11 protein-coding genes, 1 pseudogene and 1 riboswitch are annotated in these 12,873 nt (G+C 65.6%); of the genes and pseudogenes, 5 read left to right on the forward strand and 7 right to left on the reverse strand.

Going from position 1 to position 12,873, the window contains the following annotated elements:
* Positions 1-6: 6 nt before the first annotated feature.
* Positions 7-696 carry a DUF2848 domain-containing protein gene (locus CDN36_RS13720; RefSeq protein ID WP_287496993.1) on the reverse strand — a complete coding sequence of 230 codons (690 nt, stop codon included), beginning with the start codon at positions 694-696 and terminating at the stop codon, positions 7-9.
* 537 nt (positions 697-1,233) lie between these two features.
* On the opposite strand from CDN36_RS13720, the gene CDN36_RS13725 reads away from it, so the two are divergent.
* The gene (locus tag CDN36_RS13725; RefSeq protein ID WP_150555204.1) at positions 1,234-3,015 is read left to right on the forward strand and encodes a cation:proton antiporter; all 1,782 of its coding nucleotides are present in this window, start codon (positions 1,234-1,236) and stop codon (positions 3,013-3,015) included.
* Positions 3,016-3,229: 214 nt separating this feature from the next.
* Here the strand turns inward: CDN36_RS13725 and CDN36_RS13730 are convergent, their stop codons facing one another.
* From CDN36_RS13730 to CDN36_RS13740, 3 genes are all read right to left on the reverse strand, one after another.
* Positions 3,230-3,811, reverse strand: coding sequence for a PaaI family thioesterase (locus CDN36_RS13730; protein ID WP_150555203.1), 582 nt, complete (start codon positions 3,809-3,811; stop codon positions 3,230-3,232).
* Between the two features lie 255 nt (positions 3,812-4,066).
* Positions 4,067-4,780 carry a 3,4-dihydroxy-2-butanone-4-phosphate synthase gene (gene ribB, locus CDN36_RS13735; protein ID WP_150555202.1) on the reverse strand — a complete coding sequence of 238 codons (714 nt, stop codon included), beginning with the start codon at positions 4,778-4,780 and terminating at the stop codon, positions 4,067-4,069.
* A 96-nt stretch (positions 4,781-4,876) separates the two neighbouring features.
* A riboswitch (FMN riboswitch) is annotated at positions 4,877-5,056 on the reverse strand.
* Positions 5,057-5,277: 221 nt separating this feature from the next.
* Entirely contained in the window at positions 5,278-5,478 is a 201-nt protein-coding gene (locus tag CDN36_RS13740) for a heavy-metal-associated domain-containing protein (protein WP_150555201.1), read from the reverse strand.
* A 419-nt stretch (positions 5,479-5,897) separates the two neighbouring features.
* On the opposite strand from CDN36_RS13740, the gene CDN36_RS13745 reads away from it, so the two are divergent.
* From CDN36_RS13745 to CDN36_RS13760, 4 genes and pseudogenes are all read left to right on the forward strand, one after another.
* Positions 5,898-8,507, forward strand: a complete 2,610-nt coding sequence (locus CDN36_RS13745) for a heavy metal translocating P-type ATPase (RefSeq protein ID WP_287496994.1) — start codon at positions 5,898-5,900, stop codon at positions 8,505-8,507.
* A gap of 135 nt (positions 8,508-8,642) precedes the next feature.
* Positions 8,643-9,452 (forward strand): endonuclease/exonuclease/phosphatase family protein, encoded by an 810-nt coding sequence (locus CDN36_RS13750; protein ID WP_150555199.1) that lies wholly within the window; start codon positions 8,643-8,645, stop codon positions 9,450-9,452.
* A gap of 7 nt (positions 9,453-9,459) precedes the next feature.
* Positions 9,460-9,849: pseudogene (gene cueR / locus CDN36_RS13755) on the forward strand (Cu(I)-responsive transcriptional regulator); the annotation flags it as partial.
* A 587-nt stretch (positions 9,850-10,436) separates the two neighbouring features.
* On the forward strand, positions 10,437-10,577 hold the full coding sequence (locus tag CDN36_RS13760; protein ID WP_072617503.1) for a DUF3563 family protein: 141 nt from the start codon (positions 10,437-10,439) through the stop codon (positions 10,575-10,577).
* A gap of 461 nt (positions 10,578-11,038) precedes the next feature.
* Here CDN36_RS13760 and CDN36_RS13765 read toward each other — a convergent pair whose 3' ends face one another.
* From CDN36_RS13765 to CDN36_RS13775, 3 genes are all read right to left on the reverse strand, one after another.
* Positions 11,039-11,707: a DUF799 domain-containing protein gene (locus CDN36_RS13765; RefSeq protein ID WP_174966334.1), complete on the reverse strand. Its 669-nt coding sequence runs from the start codon at positions 11,705-11,707 to the stop codon at positions 11,039-11,041.
* Positions 11,704-12,075 carry a DUF4810 domain-containing protein gene (locus CDN36_RS13770; protein WP_150555342.1) on the reverse strand — a complete coding sequence of 124 codons (372 nt, stop codon included), beginning with the start codon at positions 12,073-12,075 and terminating at the stop codon, positions 11,704-11,706. Before CDN36_RS13770 ends, CDN36_RS13765 begins: the two co-directional genes overlap by 4 nt.
* A gap of 135 nt (positions 12,076-12,210) precedes the next feature.
* Complete coding sequence (locus tag CDN36_RS13775; RefSeq protein WP_241014180.1) at positions 12,211-12,852, reverse strand: CsgG/HfaB family protein; 642 nt, start codon at positions 12,850-12,852, stop codon at positions 12,211-12,213.
* Positions 12,853-12,873 lie beyond the last annotated feature (21 nt).

The raw sequence follows: 12,873 nt of genomic DNA on the forward strand, positions 1-12,873 counted from the left end.
GCGGAATCAGTCGGCGATCGCCAGCGCGCGGGTGGCGTAACGATGCCGGATCGTGCGGCCGAGGACCGGGTCGTGCAATTCGATCTCGAACACGTCGCCGCCGGCCACGCCGCCAATGGCAGCGAGTGTGCCACAGAACATGACCGCGCCCGAGGGCAGGCCGTGCGGGCCAAGCCGGGTCATTAGCTCGTGCGGCGAGAGCAACCCGGCTACGGTGCCTTCCTGGTACAGGCGGCGTTCGCCGTTGGCGCTCACCCATGAGCGCAGCACCAGCCGGTCCCAGTGGCCGGCAACCTCGCCGAAGCGCCACGCCTGGCGGGCCACCGGCTTTGCGCACACCTGCTTCGAGACGGTCACGCCATACGCCTCGACTTCGCGGTCGGTGTGATCGGAGCCGACGCTCACGAACCATTCGTCGCCGCAGCGCACGAGCACGCATTCGGCCTCCCCGGTGCTCGTTTCGCCGACGACGTCGATGGCGTCGTCCTGCGAGAGCAGCGCCGGCGCGAGCCGATAGAAGCACGGCGTGCTCGACGGACGGCGCACGCCGAGCGCGGCCAGCTCGGCGATGTGGTGCTCCACGGCGTCGCGATCGCGCCCGGCCCAGCCGGCGATGATCAAGGTGTCGACCGGCACATTGATCTGGGCAAGAGGGGCAAGAGGGTCTTCGGGCGCGACGCGGGAGGCGGACGTCATGGAAGTGAGGGAAGTCGTGGCGCCCTCACCGGGCACCGAAAAGACAAGGCGGGAAGTCATGCGCCGACGCTCCGGAGGCGACGGCAGCCAGCGAGCTTGCCGTCATTGTGAAATTCGATTGATATTTGTGTGATATTTCACATAATCGTCGACTGAAATGCAAGGGAAAAAATTTCGACGCCAACGCAGATAGCGGGAATTTTTTATGAAAAGCCCCGTCAATCTTGGGTTGCGCGCGTGTTCGCCCATCGCGTATATTGATCCGGCGCAGGTCGGCGGCTCCGCACTCGCAGCAGGCACGCCGCGAGGCCGCGAAGCGGCCAGCCCGCTCGGACGGGCCGGGGCAGACCCGGCCGCCGATATGGGAGCGACCCGGCGCAACGTCTATCAAGCCGGCAGCACACGGCCGGCTTCCCACCTTCATCGAGCATCGCGCCTTGTGTTTTCGCTGCAGCCCGCCAGGGCCTGCGGCGCGACATCGGCGTGGCGTCAAAAACAGTCATATCGGCGCAGCGCGCCGCGGGGAGAACGTATCGGATGCATCACGCCATCGACTTCATTCAGGACCTGGCCGTCATCATGCTGCTGGCGGGCATCGTGACCGTCATCTTCAACCGGTTCCGGCAGCCGGTGGTGCTCGGCTACATCGTGGCGGGCGTGATCATCGGCCCCTACACGCCGCCGTTCGCGCTGATACACGACGAGAAGACGATCGGCATCCTGGCGGAGCTCGGTGTCGTGTTCCTGATGTTCTCGCTGGGGCTGGAATTCAGTCTGCGCAAGCTCGCGCGCGTGGGCGTGACGGCATTCGTCGCGGCGATCACCGAAATCGTGCTGATGCTGTGGATCGGCTACGAGATCGGACGCTTCTTCGGCTGGAAGTCGATGGATTCGATCTTCCTCGGCGCCATGCTCGCCGTCTCGTCGACCACGATCATCGTGAAAGCGCTCGACGAACTGGGCATGAAGCGCGAGCGTTTCGCGCAGCTCATCTTTGGCGTGCTGATCGTGGAGGACGTGCTCGCCATCGGCATGATCGCGCTGCTCTCGGGCATTGCCATCAGCGGTTCGGTCGACGCGGGCGAAGCCACCTTCACGCTGGGCAAGCTGCTGCTGTTCATGGTGGTGTCGCTCGTCGTGGGCATTCTGCTCGTGCCGCGCATTCTCGCCTACGTGGCGAAGTTCAAGAGCGATGAAATGCTGCTGGTCGTCGTGCTCGGCCTGTGCTTCGGCTTCTGTCTGCTCGTGATTCAGATGGGCTACAGCGTGGCGCTCGGCGCGTTCCTGATCGGCGCGATCATGGCCGAGGCGAGGGAGCTGCACACCATCGAACGGCTCGTGGCGCCGCTGCGCGACATGTTCAGCGCCGTGTTCTTCGTCACCATCGGCCTGTTGCTCGACCCGCACGTGCTCGCCACCTATGTCTGGCCGATCCTGGTGATCACGGTGGCCGTGGTGATCGGCAAGATCGTCTCGTGCGGTCTGGGCGCGTACCTGTCGGGGCAGGACGGCAGCACGTCGATGCGTGTGGGTATGGGGCTGTCGCAGATCGGCGAGTTCTCGTTCATCATCGCCTCGCTGGGACTCTCGCTCAAGGTGACAAGCGACTTCCTGTATCCGATCGCCGTGGCGGTGTCGGTCATCACCACGCTGCTCACGCCTTATCTGATCAAGAGCGCCGATCCATTCACGCGCTGGCTCGGGCGCGCCATGCCCGGGCGTCTGTCATATGTCCTGGGCCAGTACACGCAATGGCTGCAGAGCATTCAACTGACGGGCGACAGCGCAGCGCTGGTGACCATCATTCGGCGGATCGTCGTGAGCGTGGCGATCAACCTCGCGCTCGTGGTGACGATCTTCCTCGGCGGCGCGTTCTTCTACGGCCGGCTCGCGGACCTGATGTCGCCGTGGGTGAGCGATCCGAGCCTGCAGAGCGCCCTCGTCTGGGGCGGTGCGCTGGTGGTCTCGCTGCCGTTCCTGATTGCCGTGTACCGCAAGGTCAAGTCGCTCTCGCTGCTGCTCGTGGAACTCTCGGTGCCGCCGAGCCTCACCGGCCGCTACACGTTCCAGGTGCGGCGCGTGGTGGCGGAGATTCTGCCGATCGCGGCGATGGTCGGCGTGATTCTGCTCGTGGCGGCGCTCTCGGCAAGCATTCTTCCGTCCACCGAGATGGTCGCGCTGATCGTGGCCGGCACGGTGATACTTGCGATCGCCATGCGCAGCTGGTTCGTGCGCATGCACGCGAAGCTCCAGATCGCGCTGAAGGAGACGCTCGAGCATCAGCCCGACGGCGACCATGGCGGGGGATCGCCGCACTGAGTCGAGACCGGAGGCGCCGGCGCTGCGATGGCGGGCGACGCGAAGACCTTGCGAGGCGCCGGAGGAAAGGGACTGGAAGGGGCCGGAAGGGGCGGGTGGAAAGAGGGGGGAAGGAGCGGAATGGAGCGGAATCGGGAAGCCATGAAAAAGCCCGCGGTAGCGATACCCGCGGGCTTTTTTGTGGCGAGGACGATTGTCGGGGCGCTGGACGATCTCACGCCTTGCGCGGCGGGAAATCGAAGATCAGGCATGTGGTCGTGGCGTGCGCGTAGAGCGTGCCGTCCGGTCCGACGATGCGGCCTTCCGAGATGCCGATCTGGCGTCCCGTCTGGATCACCTTGCCTTCGGCACGCACGCAGGGCACGTCGCGGGTGAGCGCGCGCACCATGTTCGTCTTGAGCTCGAGCGTGGTGTAGCTGCGTCCGGCGGGCAGCGTCGAGTGGATCGCGCACGCGAGCGCGGAATCGAGCAGCGTGGCGAACCAGCCGCCGTGAATGGTGCCGAGGGGGTTGTAGTAGGGCAGGGCGGGGCGGCCCTGGAAGACGGCGCGTCCGTCGGCGATCTCGATGGCGATGAAGCCGAGCGTCTCGCTGATCGGCGGCATCGGCAGCTTGCCGTCGAACATCGCCTGGAAAATCTCGTTGCCGGACAAGCCCGCGACGTCCGAGGGGGCGGCCACGCCGAAGCGGGCGGGTCCGCCGCGGGCCAGCCGTGCCCGCACGGCGGCTTCGTCGGCTTCCCATCGGGCAAGGACGGCGGCGGCGTCCGGTCGGCTTTGAGGGGCACTTTGCGTCATGGCGTCTTCCTCGTAACTTTTATGATGCTAGGAATGTCCGACAATTATAGAAGTTACGGCGCGCGACGGGGTGAGCGGCGTTAGAGGGAAGCGTCGGACGCGCGGGCCGGCCATGGGCCATGGGCGATGGGCGATGGGCGATGGCTTAGGGGGCGTGCATGGCAGCCCGGCACCTCACCGTCCGGCACTGCCAGGCGCCCTCGGCCTCGCCCGGCGCCGAGACCACGGCGCTGTGGGCCTGTCGCCGCTGGCGGTTCAGGCGGCCTGAGCGCGACCTTGCGCCTGCTGACGGCGGTACGTCGCCAACTCGTCGATGGTGAGAATTGGCAGGCCGTGCAACTCGGCGAAGCGCTCGATGTCGGCGCCGCGCGTCATGGTTCCGTCGGGATTCATCAGCTCGCACAGCACGGCGGCCGGCTTGAGGCCGGCGAGAATCGCCAGATCGACCGAGCCTTCGGTGTGGCCGCGCCGGGTGAGCACGCCGCCGGGCTGCGCGCGCAGCGGGAAGACGTGGCCGGGGCGGGAGAGATCGGACGGCTTGGCGTCGTCGGCAATGGCCGCGCGGATCGTCGTGACGCGATCGGCCGCGCAGACGCCGGTGCTCACGCCCTGGCGCGCCTCGATCGTCACCGTGAACGCGGTGCCATGGCGGCTCTGGTTCTGTTCGACCATCGGCGGCAGCTCGAGACGGCGCAGCGTCTCGTCGGGCAGGCACAGGCAGACGATGCCGCTGCATTCGCGGATGAGCATGGCCATCGTGGCCGGCGTGATTTTCTCGGCCGCGACGATCAGATCGGCTTCGTTCTCGCGGTCGAGGTCGTCCATGAGAATGACCGGACGGCCTTCGCGCATGGCTTCGAGCGACGCGGCCAGACGCACCTCGACCGGCGGCAGGTGGGTGAACGCCGGATAGGCGCGCAGGGGATCGGCGGATGCCGGAGCGGCTTGGTTGGCTGAATTGACGGACATGAAACGCTCCTCGCGTAAGTCAAACGGGCGAAAAACGTTTCAGGGCATGCGAACGGACGTGACCACGGAACGGCGTCCCATGGCTCGCGGGTATCGACGCATCTTCTCTCATCCGGACTGTGACCGTCGGCTCTGGCATTTCACCAGATCTGCTGACCCTGCCGGTGTCCGCAACGGGACGGTGACAGGCGCTCGCGGGCTCGTGACGCACACAGCGTGAACTGTGCCGCGTCGCATACCGCCGGTGGGGACTTTCACCCCGCCCTGAAGACGTGTATTGCCGCACGCATGGCCACACGGTGTCGGGTATCGCATCGTGCGGCGGCCTTGCGTATTCGGCGACGTAGAGCGTAGCACAAGCGGCGGCCAGTCTGCAGCAGAGACTGCGCGCGGTGTACGGGATTGATGCGCCGACGACGAAAACGTCGCAATACCGCGCGGGGCATGGCGACGCTTTTTCGGGGAACGCCCGCCGATGCCGGCGCGGCGGGCGGACCTCAGGCGTTGGTGCCTTTGACCGTGTAGCCGGCGTCGGTGATGGCCGCGGTGACTTCGGCAGGCGAGAGGCGGCTTTCGACGTCGACGCGGCCTGCGCCGAGATCGACGTTGACCTTGGCGTTCGCGTCGCGCTCGGTGATCGCGCGGGTGACGGTCTTGACGCAATGGCCGCAGCTCATACCTTCGACTTGCACTTGCATGTTGATCTCCTCGAGAAAGTGTCCGGTTGCCCGGTGGATGGCGGGAGGGGACGGCGTCCGGTTGGGTCCGGTTAGGTCCGGTTAGGTCCGGTTGGGACCGGCTGGAATCCGTGTTGCCCCGACGATTCGATGATAGAGCTTCCCATGGCGGTAAGCTCAAGGACTTTTTTCAGTCGATTCGCGCTGTCGCTCGGACGCCGCCCAAACCGATACCGGACGAGCAGGCGTATCGTGAAGCGTATTGAGGCGTATTGAAGCGCATGCAAGCGTGTTGAGGCGCATGGAAGCACATTGACGGCAATGTCGACATCGTCGTCCGTGTCCTCGATTGCGGCGTCTTGTCGCGGAGGGCTTGACCTTCCCGTCATGGCAAGGTCTAAGCTGTAACGCATGATGACAGTCCTCGTGGAGGCCTTTAAATGACTCAGAGCTGGTCGGTCGGTATCGAAGGCATGACCTGCGCGTCGTGCGTGACGCGCGTGGAAAAGGCATTGCGGCGCGCGCCCGGCGTGGCGAGCGCCAATGTGAACCTTGCAACGGAGACGGCGGCCGTGGAAGCGGCTGCCGACGTGGCGCCCGCGGCACTGCTGGGCGCGGTGGAAGCGGCCGTGAACGACGCGGGCTATCAGGTCGCGCAACAGTCGTTCGAGCTGGCCATCGGCGGCATGACTTGCGCCTCGTGCGCCGGGCGCGTCGAAAAAGCGTTGCGCAACGTACCCGGCGTGATCGAGGCCAACGTCAATCTGGCGACGGAGCGCGCAGCGGTGCGCGGCGTGCGCGGCGTGGTCGACGTGGCTGCGCTCGGCGCGGCGGTCGAGAAAGCCGGCTATGAAGCGTCGCCCGTGGCCGACCCGGCGCAGGCGACGCCGGCCGGCGATGGGCCGACGTGGTGGCCGGTGGCCGTCGCGGCGTTGCTGTCGCTGCCGCTGTTGCTGCCCATGCTGCTCGAACCGTTCGGGGTGCACGTGATGCCGCCGCCCTGGGTGCAGTGGCTGCTCGCCACGCCGGTGCAGTTCTGGCTCGGCGCGCGGTTCTATCGCGCCGGCTACAAGGCAGTGCGTGCCGGCAGCGGCAATATGGATCTGCTCGTGGCGCTCGGTACGTCGGCCGCCTACGGCCTGAGCCTGTACGAATGGTGGCGCGCGCCCGCGGGCAGCATGCCGCATCTGTATTTCGAAGCGGCGGCCGTCGTGATTACGCTGGTGTTGCTCGGCAAGTGGCTCGAGGCCCGCGCGAAGCGCCGTACCGTCGAAGCGATTCGCGCGCTGGCGGCGCTGCGCCCGGAGGCCGCGCGCGTGCTGCGCGATCCGAACGACGCGACCAGCGAAGCCATGGTGCCGCTGGGGCAGGTGAAGGTCGGCGATTGGGTGGTCGTCCGTGCGGGCGAGCGTGTTCCCGTCGACGGCGTGATCCGTCGCGGCGCCAGTCAGCTCGACGAGTCTCTGCTGACCGGCGAGCCGCTGCCTATTGACAAGGGCGAAGGCGATACGGTGGTGGGCGGCTCGATCAATGGCGCGGGCACGTTGCGCGTGGAGACGACGGCTGTCGGCGCCGATACCGCGCTCGCCCGCATCATTCGCATGGTCGAGGACGCGCAGGCCGGCAAGGCGCCGATTCAGCGCGCCGTTGATCGCGTGGCCGCAGTGTTCGTGCCGGTCGTGGTGCTCATTGCGATCGCTACGGTTGTCGCGGGCTGGGCGCTCGGACTGGGGCTCGAGGCGTCTTTGCTCAACGCGGTTGCCGTGCTGGTCATCGCATGCCCGTGCGCGCTGGGGCTCGCCACGCCGGCCGCGATCATGGTCGGCACCGGCGCGGCGGCGCGGCAGGGCATTCTCATCAAAGACGCCGAAGCGCTGGAGTTGGCACATCGCGTGAACGTCGTCGCGTTCGACAAGACCGGTACGCTCACCGAAGGCAAGCCGCGTCTCGTGGCGCATTTGCCTGCAGCGGGCGTGAGCGCCGACACGCTGCTGCGCTGGGCGGCCGCCGTGCAATCGGGCAGTTCGCACCCGCTCGCCACGGCAGTGACGGTGGCCGCCGACGAAGCGGGGCTGGCCGCGACAATTCCGGCTGCGTCGGACATCGTCGCGTTGCCCGGACGTGGCATGCGCGCGCGTATCGAGATTGCGAACGAGGTCGCAAACGAGGTCGCAAACGAGGTCGCAAACGAGGTCGCGAACGATGGCGCCGGGGAGGCGAAGGGCGGCAAGCATTTACTGCAATTGGGAAATGCGCGTTTGCTCGAGGAATTGGGCGTGTCGCAGGGAGCGTTGGCGTCGGAAGCCGCTCGACTGGCGGGCGAGGGACGCACTGTGTCGTGGCTCGTCGAGACGGTGAAGGGGGGCGAAGAGAGTGGTCGGGGCGAGCCGCGGCTGCTGGGACTGCTGGCCTTCGGCGATACGCTCAAGGCGAGCGCGCGGCCGGCTATCGATCGGCTGCACGCGCTGGGCGTGCGCTGCGTGATGGTAACGGGCGATAACGCGGGCAGTGCGCGCGCCGTGGCCAACGCATTGGGACTCGACGAGGTTCACGCCGACGTGCTGCCCGAACACAAGGCCGAGGTGATTGCGCAGCTCAAGCGCGGCGGGGCGGTCGTGGCGATGGTCGGCGACGGCATCAACGATGCGCCCGCACTGGTCGCGGCGGATGTCGGCATTGCCATGGGCTCGGGGACCGACGTTGCCATGCAGACGGCGGGCATCACACTCATGCGCGGCGACCCGCTGCGCGTGGCCGACGCCATCGACGTGTCGCGCCGCACGTGGTCGAAGATCCGCCAGAACCTGTTCTGGGCGTTTGCGTACAACGTGGTCGGTATCCCGCTGGCGGCATTCGGGCTGCTAAGCCCGGTGATCGCCGGGGCTGCGATGGCGCTCAGCAGTGTGAGCGTGGTGAGTAACGCGCTGTTGCTGCGTCGCTGGCGTCCGGCGCAGGATGGCGGCGCCGCCTCGACTGCGGCGGGCGCGCTCGCCGGTGTCGGAGCGGCACCGGCAACCCGTTTGCCCGGGCACAAGGCGAACGGCGCATAATCGAAGTGTGGAGGCGACGCGCGGGACAATGCCGTCCGATGCGTCGCCCGCATTATTCTGACTTGAAAATCGCGGAAAGCGGCCCCATCTAGCGGATATCGTCTGCCTTCCGGCACGGAGTTAATGCTGCCGAACATGAATAGTCTGCACATCGCGAGTTACAACATTCACAAGGGCTTCTCTGCATTCAATCGCTTGCGCGTCCACGAGTTGCGCGCGGGGTTGGAAGGGCTGGCGCCGGATCTGGTTTTCCTGCAGGAAGTGCAGGGCATGCATCAGCGGCACGCAGTGCGGCACACCAACTGGCCGATCCAGCCGCAGCACGAGTTCCTGGCCGGCGCCATGTGGAGCGATCATGCGTATGGGCGTAATGTCGTCTACGATCACGGGCATCACGGCAATGCCATCCTGAGCCGGTATCCGATCGTCAGGTCGGATAACCACGACATCACGACATACAGTTTCGAGAGGCGCGGCATGCTGCATTGCGAGATTGCCGTGCCCGGCCTGAGCCAGCCATTGCATTGCCTGTGCGTTCATTTGTCATTGGCGGGTCCTGGCCGGCGTCGCCAGTTCGAAATGCTCACCGAGCGGGTTGCGCAGGCCATTCCGGACGACGCGCCGCTGATCATTGCCGGCGACTTCAACGACTGGAGCAACCAGGCGGATCGGCTGCTTGCGGAAAGGCTGGCGCTGACCGAGGTGTTTCAGAACAGCGCGGGGCGTCCCGCGCGCAGTTTTCCGAGCGGATTGCCGCTTTTACGACTTGACCGCATCTACGCGCGAGGCTTTCATATTGAAGGGGCGCAAGTTTTACACGGGCGCCCCTGGTCACGGATTTCCGATCATGCGCCGATCAGCGCCCGACTCGTGCTGTCGGACGGCGACCGCGCCAAGATGAACGGTTCGTATTCCCCGTCGTTCAACCCTCGTTCCCCCCAGTGAGGCAGCCATGAACATCGGACAAGCGGCGCAGGCCAGCGGCGTGACGGCCAAGATGATCCGGTACTACGAAAGTATCGGCCTGATGCCCCCGAGCCCCCGCTCCGAGGCAGGTTACCGGCGTTATGGCGAGCAGGATCTCCATCTGCTTCGATTCATTCGTCAGGCGAGGCGCTTGGGTTTTGGTATCGACCAGATCCGTCAGTTGCTGGCGCTCTGGCAGGATCGGGACCGTTCCAGCGCGCAGGTCAAGGCGCTGGCGCAGTCGCACGTCGAGGAGTTGAACCAACGCATCGGCGAGCTCGTCGCGATGCGCGATACGCTCTCCCATCTCGCCATGCACTGCCACGGCGATGATCGACCCGAATGCCCGATTCTCGAAGGGATCGCGGCTGCCGAACTGCCGTGTCACGCGGGTGAGTCGGTGGCGCCGGCGCCCGAACGGGCCGTCGGCGCCGCGGCATCCGGCGCGACACCGCAGCAAACGGCTTCCGGCAATAGCGCTGCGGCCGGACCGGTCGCTGATGGCGACACCCAGGTCCGGCACGCGCCACCGGGCTGATCGCGGCTCCGGGTGGCTGGGCGGGACGTCGGAGCTTTCCGGGCTGGATGCGGCAGGCGAGGTGCGGGATTCGCTTCAGCAGGCGCGCGACGGCAGTGCGCGCTCGTGTGCGCCCGAAGACGCGTGAGGCCGACACCCGCAGATCGGGTGATTCACGATGATGCGTCGCAGCAGCGGCGCTTTTTTTGTCCGTGCGATTTTTGATCGGCTTGCGGGCGATGGGGCGCGAAACCCTGTCGTCGCACATCGAAAATAGTATATCTATTTGATTTTTATGGATCTATTTTGGAATCGTCTGCATTCGAAGTGACGCTCTAGCAGATTTTGTGGGGTTTTTGCATCTCAGGGCTAACCCTTTACGGGAAAACCCTATATAATGCGAAGCACTGCTGCGATGCAGCACACTAATGAACTGGAGAAACGTCATGTTTGCCGCCCTTTTTGAAGTCGTGAACACTTGGTTTGAAACTGCTGAGCGTCGTCGTCGTGAAGCGTTCCTGGCTGAGTCGAAGGACATCATCGAGCTGGAACAACGTATCCGCGCGCTCGAAACCGCCGGTTACTAAGCAAGTCCCTTCCGGACGAACGGTCGTCGCTGGCGCAATCAGGCAAGTCGATCGTCTTATCGGGCGATTCCCGTCATCGTTGTGATGATGTGCGACGGCGCCCCGCCGTCAGTCCGGATGCCGATCCTCCGTCGTACCCGGGATCGGTTCGCGCAATGGCCCGCCATCTTGGCGGGCTTTGTCGTTTACGCGACACGCTTTGTCGCTTACGGGGCACGCCTCGCTTACGGGGCACGCTTTGTCGTTTACGCGGCGCGCTGGCGGTGTGCTGGCGCGCATGGAAGCCGGCAGCGAGCGCGACACCGCGTGCGTCTCAGGTCGTGCCGGGGATGGATGGGAAGAAAGAGAAGAAAGGGAGAGGGGAGCGGAGACAGGGAGACGGAAGCGCCTCCCGACGAATGGACTCCTGGCGGCGCAACGCGCGGACGCGGCGCGCTCCGGCGCGTTGCCCAGGGCGGCGGTTAGTCCGTCCCGTACTTCGGTGAACGCGGGCCGTAGAGGATGCCGTTGGGTCGGCCGGCGGACAGCAATCGTGCGCTGGCCGTGCCGGCCACCGTGTAACCGGCGTTCGACACGCTGTTGATGATCTGCTTGACCGCAGCCGTAACGAGCATGCCGATCAGGCCGCCACCGCTGTTGTTATTGCCCCCCTCGTTGTTCGACGCACTGGCGGCGCCGCTCCACAGCTTGGCGCCGTTGCGCAGGTCGATGAGCTCGGCTGTCACGGTGACCACCGTCGCACTGTCGACCACCATGTACTTCGTGCCGTACTGCTCGATCTTGATGTAGAGCGCCGCGTCGGCGCCGAAGATCTCGCGCAGCTTGGCCGGGCTCACCTGATGGATGTCGCCGGCAACGGTCAGGCCGTTCTGGCGGAACGACTCGTCGACGAGCGCCACCGGCAGTACGTAATAGCCGGCCTCACCCAGCGGCGCGGTGACTTGCGAGAACACGCTGTAAGTCGCGTCGATGTCCGGCGATTCATTGAGCGGGGGCAGCACCAGAATGGACTTCGGCTTGCTCTCCTTGAACGCGGTGTAGTCATACGGCTTGGCCTGATGCACGGCACAGCCGGTCATGACGACGGCCAGCGCCGCGACGCTGATCCATTTGCACAGACGGACGATCATTGCTTGGCCTCCGGGGTCTTGTTCTTGAGCAGAAAGTCGATGTAGCCGGCCGATTCAGGGAACAGTTGCTTCTCGGTCTGGAATTCCTCGACCATCTTGTCCGGCTTGCCGACCGAGGCGTAGAGCAGGCCAAGGTGGGCGTGATAGCCCGGGGGCGCGGCGTTGTTGCCGGCTTTCATCTTCTCCAGATCGCGCTCGAGCACAATGATCTGGGCTTCCTTCGATTCACCCTTGAAGTATTCGTAGACCTGCGGCTGATAGCTTTCCCACGCGTAAAGCGGCTTGTTGGGCGTGGCGCAGCCGGTGAGCAGTACACCGCCGGCGAGGAGCGCGGCGGCAGCACGGCCGATAGAGAACTTGCGGTTCATGGCGATAACGATCCTGATGGGCATGTCGCGCAGCACGGCGCCCGACACGCGAGCGCCGGTCCCGCACTCGACGTGCGGGACCGGCGCGTCGTGCCCGACGCGCTGCGACATGCGCAATATTGGGAAAGGCGAGGCTTACTTGCCGGGCGTCCAGGCACCGCTCTCGATGCCGGCGACCAGGTTGTTCACGGCCTCGCGCATGGCGAGATCGAGCACCTTGCCGTTGAGCGTCGAGTCGTAACCGGCCGTGCCGCCAAAGCCGATCACTTCGCGGTTGGACAGGGCGAATTCGCCCGCGCCACCGCTCGAATAGACGACTTCCGACGTGGCGATGTTGACCACGTTCAGGTTGACCTTGGCGTAAGCGATCTGCTCGCGGCCGCGGCCGAGGATGCCGAACAACTGCTTGTCGCCCACTTCCTTGCGACCGAACTCCACGACGTCGCCGGTGATCACGTAGTCGGCGCCCTTGAGCGTTTGCTGGGTTTTCTTGATGTCGGCTTCCTGACGGATCTCGGCCATGTTGTCGCGGTCGAGCACGTTAAAGCGCTGGGTCTGTTGCAGATGCGTGATCAGGATCGTCTTGGCCTGGCTGCCGAGACGATCGACGTTATCGGAAAAGACGCCGCGCATGTACGCGGAACGGTTGTCGAACTTGCCGACGGCGATCGGTGTGCGTGTGCCGACGTATGGACGGCTGGCGCTTTCGACCTTGGCGACCTGCACGGAACGCGAGCTCTCTGTGGCGCAACCGCCGAGCACGCCGACAGCGAGCATGGCGGCGCTGAGCAGTGCGAT

The sequence above is a fragment of the Pandoraea sp. CB10b_02 genome, from assembly GCF_002216225.1.
GTDB classification, from domain to species: domain Bacteria; phylum Pseudomonadota; class Gammaproteobacteria; order Burkholderiales; family Burkholderiaceae; genus Pandoraea; species Pandoraea nosoerga.

Bases quoted from the DNA above. Each gene is read 5' to 3' on its own strand.
- CDN36_RS13720 (WP_287496993.1), bottom strand. From the start codon at position 696: ATGACGTCCGCCTCCCGCGTCGCGCCCGAAGACCCTCTTGCCCCTCTT.
- CDN36_RS13725 (WP_150555204.1), top strand. From the start codon at position 1,234: ATGCATCACGCCATCGACTTCATTCAGGACCTGGCCGTCATCATGCTG.
- CDN36_RS13730 (WP_150555203.1), bottom strand. From the start codon at position 3,811: ATGACGCAAAGTGCCCCTCAAAGCCGACCGGACGCCGCCGCCGTCCTT.
- ribB (WP_150555202.1), bottom strand. From the start codon at position 4,780: ATGTCCGTCAATTCAGCCAACCAAGCCGCTCCGGCATCCGCCGATCCC.
- CDN36_RS13740 (WP_150555201.1), bottom strand. From the start codon at position 5,478: ATGCAAGTGCAAGTCGAAGGTATGAGCTGCGGCCATTGCGTCAAGACC.
- CDN36_RS13745 (WP_287496994.1), top strand. From the start codon at position 5,898: ATGACTCAGAGCTGGTCGGTCGGTATCGAAGGCATGACCTGCGCGTCG.
- CDN36_RS13750 (WP_150555199.1), top strand. From the start codon at position 8,643: ATGAATAGTCTGCACATCGCGAGTTACAACATTCACAAGGGCTTCTCT.
- CDN36_RS13760 (WP_072617503.1), top strand. From the start codon at position 10,437: ATGTTTGCCGCCCTTTTTGAAGTCGTGAACACTTGGTTTGAAACTGCT.
- CDN36_RS13765 (WP_174966334.1), bottom strand. From the start codon at position 11,707: ATGATCGTCCGTCTGTGCAAATGGATCAGCGTCGCGGCGCTGGCCGTC.
- CDN36_RS13770 (WP_150555342.1), bottom strand. From the start codon at position 12,075: ATGAACCGCAAGTTCTCTATCGGCCGTGCTGCCGCCGCGCTCCTCGCC.
- CDN36_RS13775 (WP_241014180.1), bottom strand. From the start codon at position 12,852: ATGCTCGCTGTCGGCGTGCTCGGCGGTTGCGCCACAGAGAGCTCGCGT.